19 protein-coding genes and 1 pseudogene are annotated in these 19,823 nt (G+C 28.5%); 11 read left to right on the forward strand and 9 right to left on the reverse strand.

The features are described from left to right. The first annotated feature begins 129 nt into the window (after positions 1–129). Together tnpB and ACTG44_RS03250 are read left to right on the forward strand one after the other, a co-directional pair. Complete coding sequence (gene tnpB, locus ACTG44_RS03245; RefSeq protein ID WP_479921263.1) at positions 130–1,239, forward strand: IS200/IS605 family element RNA-guided endonuclease TnpB; 1,110 nt, start codon at positions 130–132, stop codon at positions 1,237–1,239. Between the two features lie 126 nt (positions 1,240–1,365). Beyond that, positions 1,366–4,479, forward strand: a pseudogene (locus ACTG44_RS03250) (hypothetical protein); the annotation flags it as partial. Between the two features lie 158 nt (positions 4,480–4,637). Here the strand turns inward: ACTG44_RS03250 and ACTG44_RS03255 are convergent. The 3 genes from ACTG44_RS03255 to ACTG44_RS03265 all read right to left on the reverse strand — a co-directional run bounded on the left by ACTG44_RS03255 (position 4,638) and on the right by ACTG44_RS03265 (position 8,997). Further along, entirely contained in the window at positions 4,638–6,737 is a 2,100-nt protein-coding gene (locus tag ACTG44_RS03255) for a heavy metal translocating P-type ATPase (RefSeq protein ID WP_479919807.1), read from the reverse strand. 623 nt (positions 6,738–7,360) lie between these two features. Continuing rightward, a complete protein-coding gene (locus ACTG44_RS03260) occupies positions 7,361–7,759 on the reverse strand; it encodes a DUF6110 family protein (protein WP_479921264.1) in 399 nt (132 codons plus the stop codon). A 593-nt stretch (positions 7,760–8,352) separates the two neighbouring features. Then, entirely contained in the window at positions 8,353–8,997 is a 645-nt protein-coding gene (locus ACTG44_RS03265) for a nitroreductase family protein (RefSeq protein WP_479921265.1), read from the reverse strand. Positions 8,998–9,335: 338 nt separating this feature from the next. Between ACTG44_RS03265 and ACTG44_RS03270 the strand changes: the two genes are divergently transcribed. Continuing rightward, positions 9,336–9,950, forward strand: coding sequence for a TetR/AcrR family transcriptional regulator (locus ACTG44_RS03270; RefSeq protein ID WP_021383245.1), 615 nt, complete (start codon positions 9,336–9,338; stop codon positions 9,948–9,950). A 33-nt stretch (positions 9,951–9,983) separates the two neighbouring features. Beyond that, positions 9,984–10,121 (forward strand): hypothetical protein, encoded by a 138-nt coding sequence (locus ACTG44_RS03275; RefSeq protein WP_479921266.1) that lies wholly within the window; start codon positions 9,984–9,986, stop codon positions 10,119–10,121. Between the two features lie 141 nt (positions 10,122–10,262). Here the strand turns inward: ACTG44_RS03275 and ACTG44_RS03280 are convergent, their stop codons facing one another. From ACTG44_RS03280 to ACTG44_RS03295, 4 genes are all read right to left on the reverse strand, one after another. Next, complete coding sequence (locus ACTG44_RS03280) at positions 10,263–10,418, reverse strand: hypothetical protein (RefSeq protein WP_021383241.1); 156 nt, start codon at positions 10,416–10,418, stop codon at positions 10,263–10,265. A 208-nt stretch (positions 10,419–10,626) separates the two neighbouring features. Beyond that, positions 10,627–11,358, reverse strand: a complete 732-nt coding sequence (locus ACTG44_RS03285) for a CPBP family intramembrane glutamic endopeptidase (protein WP_479918119.1) — start codon at positions 11,356–11,358, stop codon at positions 10,627–10,629. Positions 11,359–11,779: 421 nt separating this feature from the next. Further along, positions 11,780–12,166, reverse strand: coding sequence for a VOC family protein (locus ACTG44_RS03290; protein WP_479921267.1), 387 nt, complete (start codon positions 12,164–12,166; stop codon positions 11,780–11,782). Positions 12,167–12,442: 276 nt separating this feature from the next. Continuing rightward, positions 12,443–12,586, reverse strand: coding sequence for a hypothetical protein (locus tag ACTG44_RS03295; protein ID WP_479919812.1), 144 nt, complete (start codon positions 12,584–12,586; stop codon positions 12,443–12,445). A 190-nt stretch (positions 12,587–12,776) separates the two neighbouring features. Between ACTG44_RS03295 and ACTG44_RS03300 the strand changes: the two genes are divergently transcribed. Then, a complete protein-coding gene (locus ACTG44_RS03300) occupies positions 12,777–13,241 on the forward strand; it encodes a GyrI-like domain-containing protein (protein WP_021383255.1) in 465 nt (154 codons plus the stop codon). Positions 13,242–13,660: 419 nt separating this feature from the next. Then, the gene (locus ACTG44_RS03305) at positions 13,661–14,104 is read left to right on the forward strand and encodes a GNAT family N-acetyltransferase (RefSeq protein WP_479921268.1); all 444 of its coding nucleotides are present in this window, start codon (positions 13,661–13,663) and stop codon (positions 14,102–14,104) included. A gap of 571 nt (positions 14,105–14,675) precedes the next feature. Here the strand turns inward: ACTG44_RS03305 and ACTG44_RS03310 are convergent. Both ACTG44_RS03310 and ACTG44_RS03315 read right to left on the reverse strand, forming a co-directional pair. Further along, positions 14,676–15,116 (reverse strand): DUF3788 domain-containing protein, encoded by a 441-nt coding sequence (locus tag ACTG44_RS03310; protein ID WP_479918124.1) that lies wholly within the window; start codon positions 15,114–15,116, stop codon positions 14,676–14,678. 6 nt (positions 15,117–15,122) lie between these two features. Next, complete coding sequence (locus ACTG44_RS03315) at positions 15,123–15,497, reverse strand: hypothetical protein (protein ID WP_479921269.1); 375 nt, start codon at positions 15,495–15,497, stop codon at positions 15,123–15,125. Between the two features lie 497 nt (positions 15,498–15,994). Here ACTG44_RS03315 and ACTG44_RS03320 point away from each other — a divergent pair, with 497 nt between their 5' ends. The 5 genes from ACTG44_RS03320 (at position 15,995) to ACTG44_RS03340 (ending at position 19,573) form a co-directional block, all read left to right on the forward strand. Further along, a complete protein-coding gene (locus ACTG44_RS03320) occupies positions 15,995–17,329 on the forward strand; it encodes a phosphoadenosine phosphosulfate reductase (RefSeq protein WP_021383262.1) in 1,335 nt (444 codons plus the stop codon). Continuing rightward, positions 17,326–17,862, forward strand: coding sequence for an IbrB-like domain-containing protein (locus ACTG44_RS03325; protein ID WP_021383256.1), 537 nt, complete (start codon positions 17,326–17,328; stop codon positions 17,860–17,862). The genes ACTG44_RS03320 and ACTG44_RS03325 overlap by 4 nt, the downstream gene beginning before the upstream one ends. A 594-nt stretch (positions 17,863–18,456) precedes the next feature. Next, positions 18,457–18,678 (forward strand): spore coat associated protein CotJA, encoded by a 222-nt coding sequence (locus ACTG44_RS03330; protein WP_479921270.1) that lies wholly within the window; start codon positions 18,457–18,459, stop codon positions 18,676–18,678. Further along, on the forward strand, positions 18,678–18,941 hold the full coding sequence (locus tag ACTG44_RS03335; protein ID WP_479921271.1) for a spore coat protein CotJB: 264 nt from the start codon (positions 18,678–18,680) through the stop codon (positions 18,939–18,941). Before ACTG44_RS03330 ends, ACTG44_RS03335 begins: the two co-directional genes overlap by 1 nt. Positions 18,942–19,000: 59 nt before the next feature. Beyond that, positions 19,001–19,573 (forward strand): manganese catalase family protein, encoded by a 573-nt coding sequence (locus ACTG44_RS03340; RefSeq protein WP_021383276.1) that lies wholly within the window; start codon positions 19,001–19,003, stop codon positions 19,571–19,573. The last annotated feature ends 250 nt before the right edge of the window (positions 19,574–19,823 follow it).

The following is a 19,823-nucleotide window of genomic DNA, read 5'->3' on the forward strand; positions in this document are numbered from 1 at the left end:
AAAAATAGATATAAAACCTTCCAAATAATTGTTTTAAATAATTACGTTTGTTAATATTATAATGGGTGATGAAAAATAGAAGTTACTCGGATATGTATATTAATAATCATAAAAAACAATTAAAGTGAGGTGATAGTAGTGGAAAAAGCTTATAAGTTTAGAATGTATCCAAATAAAAAACAGCAAGAGCTAATTAACAAAACTTTTGGATGTTGTAGATTTGTATATAATAAGTATCTTGCTAAAAAAGTAGAATTTTATGAAAATGATAAAGAAACTTTTACTTATAAACAGTGCAGTTCTGATTTGACCAATTTAAAAAGAGAATTAGAGTGGCTTAAAGAACCTGACAAATTTTCACTACAAAACACCTTAAAAGATTTAGAAAACGCATATAAAAAATTCTTTAAAGAAAATGCAGGATTTCCTAAATTTAAATCAAAGAAAACTAATAGATTTTCATATAGAACTAACTTTACAAATGGAAATATTATGTACTGTAGTCAATATATAAAATTACCTAAACTTGGTATGGTTAAAGTAAGGGATAAACAAGTACCTCAAGGTAGAATACTTAATGCTACTATATCCAAAGAGCCAAGTGGTAAATATTATGTATCATTATGTTGTACTGATATAGATATTGAAGCATTTGAAAATACTAATAGTCAGATAGGTTTAGATTTAGGAATTAAAGAATTTTGTATCTCAAGTTGTGGACAATTTATAGAAAATCCTAAGTATCTTAAGAAGTCATTAAACAAACTTGCTAAATTACAAAGAAAACTATCGAGAAAAACAATTGGTAGTTTAAATAGAAATAAAGCAAGATTAAAAGTTGCAAGACTTCAAGAACATATAGCTAATCAAAGGAAGGATTTTCTACAAAAACTATCTACCAAATTAATACGAGAGAATGATATTATTTGCATAGAAGATTTACAAGTAAAGAATATGACTAGAAATAGTAAACTATCTCGCTTAATTTCTGATGTGTCATGGTCAGAATTTGTTCGTCAATTAGAATATAAGGCTAATTGGTATGGTAGACAAATTGTAAAGGTAGGTAAATTCTTTGCAAGTTCACAAATATGCAATAAATGTGGGTACAAAAACGAGGAAGTTAAGAGTTTAAATATAAGAGAATGGATTTGTCCTTGTTGTAATGAAACTCACGATAGAGACATAAATGCGAGTATAAATATACTAAAAGAAGGATTAAGACTAATAACAGTTTAAAATAGATAACGTATGTAAGAACCGTAGGAACTACGGGGATAGCCTGTGGAGAATTGGTAAGACATATTTTAGTATGCGAAATTCTATGAAACAGGAACCCTCTGACTTTAGTCATGGTAGGTTCAGAGATATGTACTGAGTCATGCTTCAATAGAAAATGAAGTAGCAGATGATGGAGTGAAATTAAATGCTATTTATGAAAAGCATAAGGATTGGACGATTAACAAACGTGAAGATTCAGGTTCAGATGGAGCAGAAGGAAAAGAAGGACATTTTGGAAATGCACTAAAAGAAAAGGAATTATTAAAGCAAGAGTATTCTTTATCAATGGATACATTCTTCTATGAGTTCTTTGATAGATTCGGTTTTACTGGAAGTAAGGGATATAGAAATCTTAAACTATTGTGTGCAGTAGGAATCTTAGAAGCTGATATTTTAGAACTTTCAAATATTTATGAGATTTTTCATGCTGTTGAGAAAGTAGAGATGCAGTTAAATAAAGAAATACTTCAAAAGTACTTTAAATTTGAGAGTAAAAAGAAAGAACCAATTTCTATAGATGATATGAATATAAAGAAAGAATTTTATCAAGAGGCAAAAGAAATTTATGAATATCTTATAAATAAATTGATGCAGTCTGATAAAATAGAATCTTTTATAGCAGAAAAACAGAATTTTAGCGAATGGAGTATGATTTTATTTGCACTTGAGCAAAAGACTGCATTCTATGTGCAAATGATAGAGGAAAATGAAATTGGAGGAAATCGTGTTACAGATATTCGTGCTTTAACAAATTATCTAGATAAGACTTTAAAAGAATTGGAACAAGGACAGAAAGATAAATTAAAAGAAGGATATTTCAACACATATAAAGAAGGTATACTGACTCAAATTGAATCTGGGAATAAACAAATAGAGGTTTTAAGAAATGAACTTGAGAATAAAATGCTTTCTGTTTCTGCAAAAATGAATCTATTAATTCAAGAGATTCTAAAGATGAAAGAAGATGAAAAAGAAGATATAGAGAAACTAAAAGAGAAACAGAAAAAACTTGAGGAACAAATGAAAACACAGTTAATTCTTTCAGGAATACAAAGCGCGTTGAGCTTACTAACAGCATTTAGTGGTATTGGTCAAGCTTGTCTAGGAGCATTTGATAGTGCAAAATCTTTGAATGAAAATCTTTCAGCTAAAGAAGAGGAATACAACTGGACTAACAGGATGGTTGAGTTTTCAGATTTTAAATTAGATTCTGATGGTATTGGTGTTGTTCTTGGAGAACAGTTAAATGACGATAGAAAGATTGTTTTAGACAAAATGACGTATAACTTAGCAGGTATTGATGAAGGAAAAAGAGAGAAGTTTAATCAGATTAAAGATATTATAGTTAAGTCTGTAGATGACGCTAACTATGCAGAAAGAGATAGTGATATCACAGCAGCAAAAAATGGATTAAGTGAAGGCGAGTATGAGGAAATCTACACAAAAATCCAGAAAAAAGAAATAGGTATGTTAGAAGCAAACTATAGTAATAAGCAACAAAAAGACAAGCTGGCTGCACTAGAAAAGAGTAAGCAAGCTGTTGAAAGACAACAAAAGACAGCTACTATTAAAAATGTCTTAAGTATTGGTAGTTCTGCTTGTTCTCTTGTCAATACAGCAATTAGTGGTGTTAATAATTGTCTTAATGTAAAGTCTAGTTTTGAAAGTAAAATAGAGGTTGTAAAAGATGCAATTAAGGATAAAGAAAATAATATTAAAAAATTGGATGAGTTAAATACTCAGATGGTAGAGTTTAAAGATAAAACTTTTAAAGAATCTATTGTGCCATTTGTAGAAAAATTTGATAGTACAGTTAAAAATCAAGATATATTTGAAAATGAGATAAGTAAATTAAAAATGAAGGATGTTTTAACGGAGTTAATTATAAAATTTTCAAAGTTAAAAATGGAAAACTCAGAGGAGATTTCTGGAATATTCAAGAAAGTGCAGGATATGATGGAAACTCAGATTATCATTACTGATAAGATTGATAAGAAAAAAGATAATCTTGCAATGGGAGAATTGATTTATCAAATGTCGGATAGTGGTAATAAGATGAATGAGTATCAGAAAAAACTTATTCATCAAATTGAATTAAATCAGGTTAGGTATTTGTGTCAAGTGGAGGCAGCAGCTTTTCAATTGTGGACATTCCCATTTGGAAGTAATATAGTAAATATCTTAAATAGATGCCATGTAGGGATTACAGAAGACGAAAATGAGGTTGTAAATCAAGCTAAAGAGCAGAATAGACAGATTAAAGATTTTCTAGACCAAGATACTTATCAATGGCAAAAAACAGATAATCATATTCTAAAAGTAGCATTGGCAGGAAGTTTAGGTGGAAAAACTAAAGTAGGATATGAAAATACATATTCTTTATATGCTTGTAGTGAAGAAGAAGTGAAAAAGCTTTTGACTGGAGAGGAAATTAACTTTGAGATTCCAGTAAATCAACACTTTGATGCTATGAAATATGTAACTATTTATGCTAATATCCCTAATCTTAGACGAAATATTTTAGATGATAGCTCAAAAGTAAATGTACATATGCGTTTATACGATAGCGGATATTTTTCACTATATGATGATAGAAATGATGTCTATTATCAATATGTATTTCCACAAAACTATATTGATATTACACACGGTCTTGATGTTAAATACAATGATTCAGATTCAATAAACTCAATATGGTCTTCAGTAGAAGATAAAGGAATAGAAAAATTCAAGAATTCTGGTCTAAACTCTGGTAGAAGCCCATATTCTATGGCAAAGGTTTCTTTGAAGACACGTTTTAATAAGAAACTTTCTTATGACTTATTGACGAAGGAACAGAAGAAGAAACTAGAATCATATTTTGATAAATCTAGTAAATACGCATGGGACGAGAGTATGGATATATTGAAGAGTCTGGGATATGTTGATTTGAAAGGTGTTTTGGCAAAGAATTGGTCTGAAATCAAAAAAGATATAGATAATGATGGAGAGATTACGAAGCATTTTTCAATATTACAGGTTGATTTATTGGAAAGAATTATTTATGAACAGACTAGCATATTGAAAGAAAATATACCTAACTTGACAATTGAATTTGTAGGATGTGGTATTTATGTAGAGTCTGAATTTAATTATCTAAAACAAAATGATTTAAAATGCTATGAACAAAGATTAGTTGAAAATATAATTGAAGGATAAGTTTTAAAGAAATTTATAAAAGGGGAAGTATATAAAGGAGTTGAACTTGAAATTTGATTGTAAAAAATCAATTTTGAGACAACTCCTTCTTTTTAAATATGAATTATAAATCTTTTATATGTACATGTGTTTTATAAGGATGTTTTATATAATTAGGATTAATTGTAGCTATAAGTATTAGAGTCTTCTAATAAATTTGTCATACTGTTTAAACTTATTCCAACAGTAGAGGCATTGTGCAAAAAGGCAGATGTACTTGGTCTAATAAATCCACCTACACCAAGTAAAATCAGACCTAAATTAAAGCTAATAATAAACTTAGAACTTAAATCGATTCTCTTCATAAGCTTATTACTAATATGTTTTAAAACGATTAAGTTATTCAAATTATCTGCTGATATAGTAATATCTGAAATCTCTCTTGCTATTTCAGCACCTTCACTCATTGCAATTCCGACATCTGATTCTGAAATAGCAGGGGAATCGTTGATTCCGTCTCCAATCATAATTACTTTGCGACCATTTAGTTTTTCATTTTTAACAAAGTTGGCTTTATCTTCTGGCAAGACTTCTGAATAATATTCATCAACACCAATTTTACTTGCTATAGATTTAGCTGTTTTTTCACTATCTCCAGTCATCATCACAATCTTTTTGATTCCGTATTCTCTTAAATTTGAAATTACATATTTTGCTTCTTCTCTCAAAGGGTCATTGATGCAAATAACTGCTGATAATTTACCCGATATTGCCATAAATAAGTGTGAATATTCATCTGATAGATTATTGTATTTATCCTCTTCGCCATCTGGAATAGTACATTTTTCATCTTCAAATACAAAATGTTTGCTACCTATTATAACTTTTTTATTATCAACTTTTGTTGAAATACCATGTGCAATAATGTATTCTACCTCTGTATGCATTTCTTTGTGACTAAGCCCTTGCTTTTCAGCTTCATAGACTACTGCATTTGCTATAGAGTGTGGGAAGTGTTCTTCTAAGCAAGCTGCAAGTCTTAACATATCCTTCTTATTATAATCTTGGAATGTAATTATATCTGAAACAGTTGGTTGAGCTTTTGTTAGTGTACCCGTCTTATCAAATACAATAGTATCTGCATAGGCAACACCTTCAAGGAATTTTCCACCTTTTACAGTAATATTGTGATTGTTACATTCTCTCATGGCTGATAGCACAGAAATAGGGATGGAAAGTTTTAATGCACATGAGAAATCGACCATCAATATAGAGAGTGCTTTTATTGGGTTTCTAGTAATTGCATAGGTTAATATGCTTCCTAAAAAACTGTATGGAACTAATGTATCTGCCAGATGTTCAAATTTACTCTCTACAGAAGATTTTAACTTCTCAGAATCCTCAATCATGGTTACTATTTTTTGAAATCTAGTAGTACCAGCTTTTTCTTTGACACACATAACAATATTTCCTTGTTCTATTACAGTTCCAGCATATATGTAGGAACCTTCTCTTTTATTGATTGCAAGAGATTCACCTGTAAGTGACGCTTGATTAACCATTGCTTCTCCTGACACTATAACTCCGTCTAATGGAATCATGTTTCCCATATTTACACTGACTAAGTCATCTTCCTTTATTTCTGAAATTGGAACTAGTATTTCAGTATCATCTTTTTTTAACCATACTTTTTCAATGTTTAATGACATACTTTGAGCCAAATCGTCTATAGATTTTTTTCTAGTCCATTCTTCTAGTAATTCACCTATACCAAGAAGAAACATGACTGACCCAGCTGTATTGACATCTTTTCTAAAAATAGAAATACCTATAGCAGTGGCATCTAAAACAGAAATTTCTATTTTTTTATTTAGTAGAGAAGAGATACCTTTTTTAAAATATTTTATAGAGTGAAATCCTATTAAGAAAAATCTTAAGGACTTTGGAAAAAATATTTTAGATACACTTTTAACTAGTAGTTTGTTTACTAATTTATCTCTATAGTAATTATTTAATTCTCTGCTAGTATGTTCAGGGACTAGGCTTTCTATTTCGCTATTATTAAAACTAAACTTGGTGATTTCTCTTATTATGTATTCTCTTTCTCCAGTGTAATAAACAACTGCGTCACCAGTTCTATCGTAAACCTTTGCTTTAGTAACACCATTTATAGAAGTTAAATAATATAAGAGAGTATCTGATTGCTTATTATTTAATTTACCAAGTTGTAAATCAAAACGTATACGACCTCTTATTTCGTGCTTTATATAAAAATTCAATTTACTTCCTCCTGATATTATTAATCATAATACTTGGCACTATTAACTATGATGCTTGATATTATTAATTGTAATACTTGGTATAATTAATTATAATATTTGATATTATTGATTATAATACTTGGAACTATTAACTGTGATACCTAATATTTTTATTAATCATAATACTTGGTATAATCAACTATAGTACTTTATATTATTAGTTATAATACTTGGTATAATCAACTATAGTACTTTATATTATTGATTATAATATTTGGTATAATTGACTACAGTACTTTATATTATTAGTTATAATACTTGGTATAATCAACTATGATACCTAATATTTTTATTAATCATAATACTTGGTATAATCAACTATGATACCTAATATTTTTATTAATCATAATACTTGGTGTAATCAACTATAGTACTTTATATTATTGATTATAATATTTGGTATAATTAACTACAGTACTTTATATTACTAGTTATAATACTTGGTATAAACAACTATAGTACCTTATATTATTAATCATAATATTTGATATAATTAACTACAGTACTTTATATTATTAATTATAATACTTGGTATAAATAACTATAGTACCTTATATTATTAATTATAATAATCGTTAAATTTATTCTGCTGTGCAAGTACTATTTTTCTCTTCAGTTTCATTTTCCTTGATTTCTTCACATTTAACGCTATTAGAATTAGTATCTTCTTCTACAGTTTTTACGGCATCAGTCTTAGGAGCTTCTTGTTCACATTTAGAAACCTCTTGTACAGAATTTGCCTTAGATGTCGATAATTCTTCCTGTTCGTTGATTTCTTTTGCTTCAGCTAAAATATCTTCTACATTTTCTTGAATTTTAGTAGTTGTTTCAAGTACAGAATCTTTAACTTTTAATGCTCCTGCTGTTGCACGAGTACAAGTTTTTTTTGCACAGTCACTTGAAAGTATCTTAACGCCTAAAGTACCAAAAAGTACTCCTCCTAAAAATATCCCTGTTTTTTTCATTTTTAAAATATTCATTTTACCTTATCCTTTCGTTTAATTAGATTTTATTTATATTTGTGTGTAGAGTAATAAATGCTAGAAGTAGAGTATGTTTTACAAAAACTATTTATAGAGTGTAGAAGCTTTACTTGAGCTATGTCAGTAAATTTATAATTTTACAAAAGTAGTTTGGAAAGTTGCAGTAGCTCTTAGATAACTGGTACAATTTTTCTATATTTATTTTATATTTTAGAAAATTCTTGATATTAATTTCAAAAATTTAAAACTTAATAATAATTATTATTAATAGATTTGTAAAATCATATGACATTTATTACCATTTATGAAATTAAGTATAGCACGAGCGAGGGGGATTTTCAACAGCAAATGATAATTTATATCAATTATTTTAGTTGATTTATGAAAGAGTAGAGTAGGTGTATTTAATATTATGAGATTAAGAAGTTTTCTAGAGTGGAATTTTATGCTTAATAAGGATTATCTAAAAGTGGAGGTAGAATTCTCTTTTATTGGCGAAATGATAAAAATATATTTGATTTCACACAAAAGGGAGCGTCTCATGAACTAAAAGGTTCCTTTTGAGACACTCCCTTATTATATTTATTTTATTATATCCATTTTATTGATGGATGAGGAACAGTTCTGCCTTCCTTAGTTACAGATGTTGTAGGGAAGCCAATCGCACAGGCATCAAATCCATATTCTCCTGTTGGTAATCCTAAAATATCGCAAAAATCTTTATTATTACTCAATCTTCCTATTACACTAACAAGTTCAAAACCTAATCCTAAAGCAGTTGATTTAAGCCACATATTCTGCATAACATGAGATAATGACTTTTGTTCTATGGCTGGTATTCCACGACGTTCTGCTACAATAATAAGATAAGGTGATGTCCCTATACCGAGAACACCTTTTTTAACTTGCATCTTTAAGGAAGCAATGAAGGATTGCAGAGTAATGTTGTTCTCAGCCTCCTTCTCAAGGCTTGATATTTGAGTTTTGATAACATCAACAAGAATAGTTTTTATTTTATCCATTTGTAAACTGTTATTTGAAATAACAAAGAAATGTCTGAAATCTGTCTGTTTTGCTACTGCAAGTATTGCATAAGGTGCAAGTCTTCCAGTTTCAATTATTTCTTCAACCAGTTCTTTTGAGGGTGCTTCTTTTGTAAAACTTCTTACAGATCTTCGCGTTCTTAACAGCATATCTAAAACTTCATTAACATTGTTTTTATCTAAATTGTTCATTTTTATCCTCCATTAATCAATTCATCTACCCAAATTATTAAATTTATATTTATTGCGCAATTTCATCTATATTTAATTTTTTATCTTCATTAATATTATTTTTAGGATATCCTAAAATGTATCCATTAAAGGCAAACTTTCCGCTCATGTTAAACATCTACTTCAAATTAATTTGCTTTTTTTATGAACACATTGTTGATTAATAATCTATATGTATATTATAATATTTATAATGCTTTATGCAATAAACAATAATATTTAAACTGTTAAGTAATGGACATTTACTAGAGAATTGTTAATTAAAGTTAAAAAATTTATATAGAATGAGGAAATAAGTCATGAAAAAAACATCTATTGATAGAAGAAAAATACGTACTAAAAAGATGATTAGGTCTGCTTTAGCAGAGTTAATAGACGAGAAAGGATTTAACAATATATCGGTTACTGACTTAACTCAGAGGGCAGATATAAATAGAGGAACTTTCTATTTGCACTATGTTGACAAGTATGACTTGTTAGAGAAGATTGAAAATGAAATCATACAGGAAATTGAAGAAGAGACTAAACATCTTGATTCAGTCAACATGATGAATCTAGATACCTCGAATGAGCCTCTTCCATTTATGGTAAAGCTTTTTGAATATTTTAGAGAAAATTCAGTAATTATTAAAGCGATTTTAGGTCCAAAGGGTGACCCTACTTTTGAAAGAAAAATAAAAAGATTTATTGGAAGTAATTTGTTTGAGAAACAAAAGATTAAAAATTTTAATATAGATGAGGCAGTAATTTCAGAAGAATATTTTATACAATATATACTTTCAGCAGACTTAGGTGTAATTCAACACTGGCTTGAAAAAAACATGAAAGAATCTCCTGAGGAAATGGCACTGATACTTGCTAGAATGTCGTTATTTGGTCCGTTAAGGGCAGTAGGTATTCGTAAAGATGTATGATAAATTTTAGATATTAAGTAAGTATACAAGGAGTTGATAAAATGGGTTTGTCTAGACTGTAATACAGAGTATGATAGAGACATAAATGCTAGTTATTACACTAAAAGAAGGATTAAGATTAGTGGGTATGGAACAGCCCGTAGAGCATATGAATTATTAGTGCAAAAATAATATCGAACAGGAATCTCCACCTTCAAATGTTACCAAAGGTAGTTAAGGTGAAGTGGTTCAATTTGTTGTTTGTACATTTATAGCTAGAAGTATGAGATAAATATATTAAACAATAAAATATAATTTATCAAGGATAAATTTTTATTTTTTTATGCTATTGTAGACATCTGGAATATATAGAGTTATGTATAATACAGCAAATAAAGTTGTCAGTAGAAAATCAAGGTCTAAAAGTAAACTGATTTCTATATCTATAAATAGACCTATTGTAAATTCTATAAATTTATTGAGTTTCAATTAAATCACCATCCTTTTATTTTTTACCTTCAATCTAGTCAAAAAAATATGTGTCCATAAAAATATAAAGAATAATTTGTAAATTTAGCATAAAGTTATAGTTGTTAGGGTGACTCTAAAATCATATTCTAGCTTTATAATTTTATCATAAAAAAGTAGTTTATACTATGATTTTAAGATTTATTATTTATCAAAAAAGTATTGTAATTTACATGTATGGCATCAAAATATAATTTATTACATAAGCTGTAAAATTATATATCATATGTAAAAAAATATTGTATTTAATATCTCTAGTTTCAATATAAATATATACCATTGATGCTGAAATAACTATTCTTGGAAGAATTGATATTAACAGTGATAGAGGTATATTAAATCTAGGAAAACCACAACTAGAATAGTGCATAGTTAAAAAAAGTATAATATTGGCTACAACTGCAATGTTTTTTACAATATGATTTTTCATATCTAACAAGCTAGAGGCAATATTAAAAAATAGACCTCTAAATATTAATTCTTCTAAAAATGGAACATATGTAAAAGCAGCTATAAAATCAATCATTCCAAAATTTGAATCAGAGTCATATCCCTCTGTTAATTTAGAAATAAAGATTGATGTTCCTATGGCAAATATTATTGATACCATTAGTAGTGATAATATAGTTGATATATGTTTTTTGTCGTATTTAAAGAGACTTTTTAAAGAAAGTTTTTTATAAGTATTTTCTACTATGTTTTCATTATACATTTTAGCTAAGATTACTACTATTATAAAAGAAATTATAAAAGTTGAGATAGTTTTAATCATCTGATTTTGTATTGCACTGTTAATTGATTGAAAAGCTGAAGTAATAAAATACACAAAAGCTATGAGTAAAGATATTAATATTGCTAGACAAAAGTTTATAAAATATTTTTTTACGTATGAAAGGTTCATAAATCCTCCTAAAAAAGTAATCATTTTAAGATTAATTTTAAAATGATTAACATTAAAATAAATAGTTATAGTATTAAAATAAATAGCTGTAGTATTAAAATAGTTGGCTATAGTGAAAAAATGATTAATTTTAAGATGAATAGCTATCATAAAATTATTGATGTATGAAAAATTTTACCTATGATATAATGATATATTTAAATATCATGTATGTCTACATTAATATGAATAATTCCATTTTTTAGAGAGTAGTACATTTTTAGAAATTAGGTGATTCTTTTGTATTTAAAGATTCTGTTTTTTCTTTTATGGATATGAAAAAAGCCATTAATATTGATAGATTAATGGCTTATATTAAAATATTAAATTTGAATTTGTCTGAGTTACATTATATTTATTAGTTGTAGATTTTTTGTTTTGTCTATGTACTCAAATACCAAGTATACCCATACCTATCAAGTACTTCAGCAGCACCATCATTTTCATCTGGTGGTGGGTGAGGTAAAAAGTTTTGTACAAGCATACCACCCTCGGCAAGTTTTACAGATATTTCTTCAATTACTTCTCGAGATGGCAACACAACACAAAGTGCCATGCCAGAAATTACAACAGGTTCTTCTGTGTCTGCACCCATTATACAACCATCATATTTTGTGAAAGTGACACTTGCATGCATAACAGGGTTGTTTGGGTTGTTGTTTAGTCTTGCAAATCGAGTTTTTCCACCTCCAAAAGCCTCAGCATAAAAGTTAAAAGCTTCTTCACAAGTATTATTAAATGTTAAATATGGAGTTAATATGGTTAACATCTCCTTCCCTTAGTACAAAATGTAAATAATTTATAGTTACAATTACTCTACAAATTAAGAATAACTAACATTAGTATATCAGAAATACTGATAACAAAGAAGAGAGTGTATGTTATTTTCCATATTAATGACTCATATTTTTCAGATAAATTGAAATTTATATTACTGAAAAAGAAAGTCTTGAATATTTGCAAAACCTTGATTATCGCAATAATAAACAGCTTGACTTGATTTATCATAAACTATTGAAGATTCTGCTATCCATTCGCCTTCACTTTATTTGATTGCTTCCAGTATCTCAAAGACTTTTTCTACAATCATACTAACTGATTCCGATAAAAGTTTATTTACTGTGCTATACATCTTGGAAGAAGTTCTTGTTCTGCCTTTCGTACTGTCAACAAGAGAAACGTCTGTCATAATTTGAAATTCACCTTGCTTAAGAGGAGAATAGACTAGTAGTATAAACAATGGGGAAGTTTGTAGACTTATAATGAGTAGTAAGAAGATATGAGGATATACTCTTATACAAATTGAATCGAAAAGTAGATAATGGTAAAATAAACTTAGAAAAAGCAATAATGCAGTTTATAAAAATGGAGGGATTATAATGGATATTCAAAAATGTGAAAAAGCTTCCTTTACTGTTATTGGGAAGGAAGGTTCTACTGCCGATGGTAAGGGATTTATCCAGCGACTTTGGGAAGATGCCAATTCCCATTTTAATGAAGTAGCTCATCTAGCCAAAAAGGATGATGATGGGAATATTTTAGGAGTATGGGGTGCAATGTCTGATTTTTCTCATTCGTTCAACCCATGGGAAAATGGATTTTCACAGGGTTTGTACCTTGCTGGAGTAGAATGTCTGGATGATGCAGAGCCACCGATTGGTTGGACAAAGTGGATTGTACCAAGCTATGAATATATCTATGTAGAAAATGAGGGTAATAATACTTTCCAAAATGTCATTTTGTATCTACATGAAAACAATATTACTCTTGCTGGCTCGGTACATGATTTTAATTGTCCTGTAACTGGCAAAGGATATATGTTTTTTCCGATACGCAGATTATAAGTAGACTTATATATGAAAGTAATGAGTGCTTTCGTTTACTTTGATTCGGTAAAACATTCATTTTATGCAGATTTGTAGCTTTTTATACGAACAGTAATCCGAGCTTATAATCCGCTCTTTCACGGTTATCTGAATAAAAATATAATATAACTATAAAAAATAGCGTTTATTTTAGTATGTTATAGTTTTCAATGTCGCTAGGAATGAGTATGAATATGGGTGTTCTTGTAATATTAGAAAACGGATAAAGTAATAAAGTAGTGCCAAATTAGCGATCGAATAAAATAACAGCTTGTGAGAAGCCTTAAAGTGATATATTTTCATTTTACAAAACTGTATTAAAATCGTAGAATGAAACAAGTGTCAAGTGGTTAATGAATATTTGGCAAATACAGCTAATTAGTTTAGGGGGGGATTCAATGGAAATTAAAATTGTAAATGAGGATAAGAAGCAGTTTATTGATTTACTTTTGCTTGCTGATGAGCAAGAATCTATGATAGACAAATATCTTGAACGTGGAGAGCTGTTTGCCTTGTATGATAATGAGTTGAAAAGCATATGTGTGGTCACAAGTGAAGGCTCTGATACGTGCGAGCTTAAAAATATAGCAACATACGAAAAGTGGCACGGTATGGGATATGGCAGTAAGCTTATTCAATATATTTCAGCATTTTACAAAGATAAATATAAAGAAATGCTTGTCGGAACGGGCGATATTCCTTCAATTATACAGTTTTATGAAAAAAATGGTTTTTACCTTTCTCATAGGATTGATAACTTTTTTATAGACAATTACGACCACCCTATATTTGAAAATGGGGTACAGCTTGTGGATATGGTTTATTTAAAAAAAGAGTTATAATTATGTTAATCTTATTGGTATAAGGAGCTGATACGAATACGGGTAATTCAATAGTGGCAAGCAGTACATGAGTATACACACTTGTGTATTTTGCTTGTTGGAGGTATGCACCAAAAGTATATGAATACCACTTGCAGGGGAGGTTATGCTCCTAGATATTAGGTATTCATATTTGCAACATTAAAAGAATAGCTTGTGTTGCTTAAATGGCACTAATCCTACAACAATAACCTATGAGAAGTTATGAGACAAAAAATTAAATTATCTAAAAAGCCTTATGCAATGCCGGTTTGAGGAACGACTTATGATAAGTTATGTAACTATTTTATGGTAAGATACAGAGAGTTTACTATAAAAAATAAAATCGTCATAAAAAGTGTAGTATATCTATAAAAAGATGTTTAGATAATTAGATTTCAATGTTTTAGTTATGATAAGACTTATTATTTTACTGTAAAAAAATCAAATATAGATATACTAGTAGACAATATTACTAAAGTTTTTTATACTCCAAGTTTATAAACTAGAGGGAATAGATGGAATTGTGATATATCTGAAAGAAACCCTAAAATTAACTTTGCTTAGGTGGAGTTTTTTTTGCTCTTATATACTGAATAATGTCGAGTAAGTCTGCATCTTCTAAAATATGATATTTAATCCAACCACCATTATTGCCACAAGGATAACGATTGACCCAGAGTTCTTTAGCTTTTGGTGTTAAGGCAACTAGCATTTTTTCCACTGCTGGAACTTGCTTGTCACCTATCTGAATCATAACAGTAAAGGCACCTTTTTCAAAGAATGCATAACATAGATGAAAAGATTTATGACTATATTTGTAGCCCCAACCATAATTGTTTCCAAAAGGAAATCGAAGTTCTTTTGATAAACTGTATTGAGTTTCAAGATAAGTTTCTAACTTGCATAGGCGTGTATACCCATCTTTACCTATGTATTCGATTATTTGAGATAAGCAAGGTTTATTATTTTTTTCAAGCATACGTTCATACATTAGATTTCACTCCTTAAACATATAATTTGTAATTAAAACTATTATCTTCTTAGACATATAATTCGTAATTAAAATTAGTATCTCCTTAGACATATAATTCGCAATTAAAACTATTATCTTCTTAGACATATAATTCGTAATTAAAATTAGTATCTCCTTAGACATATAATTCGCAATTAAAACTATTATCTTCTTAGACATATAATTCGTAATTAAAATTAGTATCTCCTTAGACATATAATTCGCAATTAAAACTAGTATCTCCTTAGACATATAATTCGCAATTAAAATTAGTATCTCCTTAGATATATAATTCGCAATCAAAACTATTATCTCCTTAGACACATAATTCGTAATCGAAACCAGTATCTCCTTAGACATATAATTTGCAATTAAAACTAATATCTTCTTAAATATATAATTTGTAATCAAAACTAGTATCTTTCATGATAATATTTATAGTATAAATTTAAGTCCTTGTTAAGCTTATAAGTAAGCCAAGGGCTATTTTTATATATATTTTCATAAAATATCTTATTTTTACTTTTAGTATAGCAAAGTAATTATGACAACAGTTTGTCATGTTTTGTAAGTCTTATACATGTAGTATGTATAAAATACAAAGTAGTTAATGTTAGCAGTTAATATTAATGGACAGAAAAGACGGAAAAAATATGATATTTATCTATGTTGGAAAATAATGTAAAATAGTGATAAAATATAGTTTATAATATAAAAGGAAAATTATATTATAATTATATGTATTTTATTGGAGCTGTGTATTTAAATACTGTAGAATTTATGTTAATTATTGCTAAAAATGCATAATACTACGTTGTAAGGTTTTATAAACTTCTAATTGAAAGGGGAGAATCCAAATGGATAAAAGATACTTAAAATCCAATGTGTTTGAAGCTTTTCAAGATAGACTTTCTTATATTTTCAGTGAATTTGATTATATCTATGTATCTTTTAGTGGAGGAAAAGATAGTGGCTTATTATTGAATTTAATTTTGGATTATAAGAGAAAGCATAATATAAGTTCCAAAATTGGAGTATTTCATCAAGATTTTGAGGCTCAATACAGTATGACAACTGAATATGTTGAAAAAACGTTTGACGAGAATATTGAAGATATTGAACCATATTGGGTATGTCTACCAATGGCTACAAGAACAGCTGTAGGAAATTATGAAATGTTTTGGTATCCGTGGGATGATGAGAAAGAAGAGCTATGGGTAAGAAAAATGCCAGTCAAAGAATACATAATAAATCAAGAAAATAACCCATTTGTCCATTATAAGTATAAGATGAGGCAAGAAAGTTTAGCAAAACAATTTGGCAGGTGGATGAGAGATAAGCATAAAGGTGCAAAAGTTGTTTGTTTATTAGGAACAAGAGCGTCAGAATCTTTACAACGCTATTGTGCTATTGTAAATAAACAGCATGGATATAAAGGAAAATGCTGGATAACTAAGGAATTTAAAAATGTCTGGACAGCATCTCCTATATATGATTGGGAGTTAGAAGATGTTTGGCTAGCTCACTATAAATTCAACTATGATTACAATAAAATTTATGATTTGTTCTATAAAGCTGGAGTAGCTCCAAGAAAAATGAGAGTAGCATCTCCTTTTAATGATTCAGCGAAAGATAGCCTAAATTTATACAGGGTATTAGACCCAGATGTGTGGATGAAATTGGTTGCTAGAGTGCAAGGAGTTAATTTTACTTCTATTTATGGAAAAACAAAAGCCATGGGGTATCGTAGTATTGCGTTGCCAGATGGACATACTTGGAAAAGTTTTACTCAATTTTTACTAGATACTTTACCTGAAAATATAAGAAATAGTTATATTAAGAAATTTACAACATCTATTGATTTTTGGCACAATAAAGGAGGAGGTTTGCCAAAAGTCGTTATACATGAATTGATAATGAAAGGATATGAAATAGAATTAAATGGAGTTTCAAATTATACAAAAGACCAAAAAATTAGAGTTAAATTTTTAGGTGATATACCTGATGATACAGATGATATTAAGTTTACTAAAGATATACCAAGTTGGAAAAGAATGTGTTATTGTATTTTAAAAAATGACCATATGTGTAAGTTTATGGGATTTAGCCCAACAAAAGAACAAAGAATTAGGACAGAGTATATTAAGAAAAAATATGAAAAAATTCATGAGATAGGAGTTAAGATGCTATGAAATATAAAAGTCCTGTATATGGAATCATCTCAGTACCAATTGAAAAGATAGAATCTAACGACTATAATCCCAACACCGTAGCCCCACCAGAAATGAAGTTGCTATATAAAAGTATTAAAGAGGATGGGTATACAATGCCAATTGTTTGTTATTATAATCAGGAAAAAGACAAGTATATTATTGTAGATGGTTTTCATCGCTATAGGATAATGCTTGAAAATAAGGATATATACGATAGAGAAAATGGGCTTCTTCCTGTTTCAATAATTGATAAGTCTCTTGATGAGAGAATGGCAAGTACTATTCGACATAATCGTGCAAGGGGCTCACATAATGTGGATTTAATGAGTACTATTATAACTGAACTTTGTGAAATTGGAAAATCTGATGAATGGATATCAAAGCATCTAGGCATGGAGATTGATGAAATTCTTAGATTGAAGCAAATAACTGGATTAGCTTATTTGTTTAAGGATAAAGATTTTAGTAATTCGTGGATTCCATCTGATTTTGATTCTAGAGAAGAAAATTAAAAATACATATTAAAAATGAAGAGTTTTAACTATATATAAATACAGAGAAAGAGGCTGTCTCAAAATAGAGATAAGTCTCTTTTTTCATTGTTGCAATGATTAAAATATATTTGATTTCATACAAAAAAGGGTGCCTTATGAACTGAAAAGTTCATTTTGAGACCCTACTTTTTTATGTGTAGAAGTGTTAAAAAAATATTAAAATAGAAGTTTTAAGACTGTATATGATTAAAATAAAATTATAAAATTAGAATTATTTTATAATTAATTTATAAAAAAGTGAAAATAGTATTAAATTGTATATTTATATTGTTTTTAAGAATAAATAATCACATTTTGCTGACGAAATAATATTATATAGTAAATAGTAATTATATTGTAAAGAAGATATAAATTTTATATTAATTATTTAAAATAGATACTTATAAAAGATTAGTTAATTAGGTGCATTTTTAAAAATAAAATAAGAATAAAAAAGATACCTATTTATTTCTATTAAATGTCTATTAAAACTACTGATTATAATATAGCACAAGTATAGAATTATTAAAAATAATACTATTTTAAAATTTAAAAAATTAAGGAGGATAATTAATGGAATATTTAAAAGATGATAGAGAAGATTATTGTTGTGAATTTGCTAGACCATACATTAATCGTCAAATTTATGATAAGACATACAATCCAAAAACAGCATTAAGAAGAGGTACTTTATTTCCTGAATTGGATTTGATAGAGTCAAATAACTATAATGATTGGCTATATGAAAATCCTAAAAATAGAGTTAGAGCTAAAAAAGGGGGTAAAATGTACTAATGCCATTAAATAGAAGAGAACTTTTAGAGCGAATTTCAGAATATCAATTTGCTTGTATAGAATTAAATTTATATTTGGATAACAATCCGAGAGATGAGGAGGCTCTTGATTCATACAGTAGATACTGCGATAAATTTACACAAGCTGTGTGTGATTATGAGTCTAGATATGGAGCATTAACTAATTTTGGGTATGAATCAGGTGAATATCCTTGGTCATGGATATCTGAACCTTGGCCATGGGATAAGTCATTTTATAAATAAAATTATACAGTATTAAAATTAGATTTATTATTAAATATATTAAGGAGGAGTAATATAATATGTGGATTTATCAAAAAACACTGGAACATCCAGTTAACATAAGACAAGCAGACCCTAGAATGGCAAAATATATAATGACTCAGTTGGGAGGCCCTAATGGTGAGCTAGCTGCTGCAACTAGATATCTTCAGCAAAGATATACTATGCCAACTGGAAAATCTCGTGCACTTTTAACTGATATAGGAACAGAAGAAATGGCTCATGTTGAAATAATTTCTTCAATGTTATATCAATTAATAAGTAGTTGTACTCCAGAAGAACTTAAGGCTGCTGGACTTGGAACTAATTACGCTACTTTTGGACATGGTCTTCAACCAGTAGATTCTAACGGAGTAAACTTTACTACAAGCTATATCAATGTCTTTGGCGATGCAGTAACTGATTTACATGAGGATATGGCTGCTGAACAAAAAGCATTGGCTACGTACTATCAATTAATAAATTTAACTGATGACCCTGATTTAAAAGATATATTGAGATTTTTAGGTCAAAGGGAAGTAGTACATTATCAAAGATTTGGTGAAGCACTAATGGATGTTTACGAATTTACAGAGTGTAAGCATCAGTTTTAATAAAATAGAAACAGTAAAAATTAGAGATAAAGGCTTGAATTGATTGCCTTTATCTCTAATTTTTTATTATTTAAATATACTAAAAGAAAGGTTAGGGCTAATAAGACTTTAAAATAAATAACTTATGTGAGAACTGTAGGAACTACGGGGATAGCCTGTGGAGAGTTGGTAAGACCTATTTTAGTATGTAAAATTCTATGAAGCAGGAACCCTGTACTTTAGTCATGGGAGGTTCAGGGTGGAATTGAGA

It is taken from the genome of Clostridioides sp. LIBA-2809 (genome assembly GCF_056688965.1).

Bases quoted from the DNA above. Each gene is read 5' to 3' on its own strand.
- ACTG44_RS03260 (WP_479921264.1), bottom strand. From the start codon at position 7,759: ATGAATATTTTAAAAATGAAAAAAACAGGGATATTTTTAGGAGGAGTA.
- ACTG44_RS03265 (WP_479921265.1), bottom strand. From the start codon at position 8,997: ATGAACAATTTAGATAAAAACAATGTTAATGAAGTTTTAGATATGCTG.
- ACTG44_RS03270 (WP_021383245.1), top strand. From the start codon at position 9,336: ATGAAAAAAACATCTATTGATAGAAGAAAAATACGTACTAAAAAGATG.
- ACTG44_RS03285 (WP_479918119.1), bottom strand. From the start codon at position 11,358: ATGAACCTTTCATACGTAAAAAAATATTTTATAAACTTTTGTCTAGCA.
- ACTG44_RS03290 (WP_479921267.1), bottom strand. From the start codon at position 12,166: ATGTTAACCATATTAACTCCATATTTAACATTTAATAATACTTGTGAA.
- ACTG44_RS03295 (WP_479919812.1), bottom strand. From the start codon at position 12,586: ATGACAGACGTTTCTCTTGTTGACAGTACGAAAGGCAGAACAAGAACT.
- ACTG44_RS03300 (WP_021383255.1), top strand. From the start codon at position 12,777: ATGGATATTCAAAAATGTGAAAAAGCTTCCTTTACTGTTATTGGGAAG.
- ACTG44_RS03305 (WP_479921268.1), top strand. From the start codon at position 13,661: ATGGAAATTAAAATTGTAAATGAGGATAAGAAGCAGTTTATTGATTTA.
- ACTG44_RS03310 (WP_479918124.1), bottom strand. From the start codon at position 15,116: ATGTATGAACGTATGCTTGAAAAAAATAATAAACCTTGCTTATCTCAA.
- ACTG44_RS03315 (WP_479921269.1), bottom strand. From the start codon at position 15,497: ATGTCTAAGGAGATACTGGTTTCGATTACGAATTATGTGTCTAAGGAG.
- ACTG44_RS03320 (WP_021383262.1), top strand. From the start codon at position 15,995: ATGGATAAAAGATACTTAAAATCCAATGTGTTTGAAGCTTTTCAAGAT.
- ACTG44_RS03325 (WP_021383256.1), top strand. From the start codon at position 17,326: ATGAAATATAAAAGTCCTGTATATGGAATCATCTCAGTACCAATTGAA.
- ACTG44_RS03330 (WP_479921270.1), top strand. From the start codon at position 18,457: ATGGAATATTTAAAAGATGATAGAGAAGATTATTGTTGTGAATTTGCT.
- ACTG44_RS03335 (WP_479921271.1), top strand. From the start codon at position 18,678: ATGCCATTAAATAGAAGAGAACTTTTAGAGCGAATTTCAGAATATCAA.
- ACTG44_RS03340 (WP_021383276.1), top strand. From the start codon at position 19,001: ATGTGGATTTATCAAAAAACACTGGAACATCCAGTTAACATAAGACAA.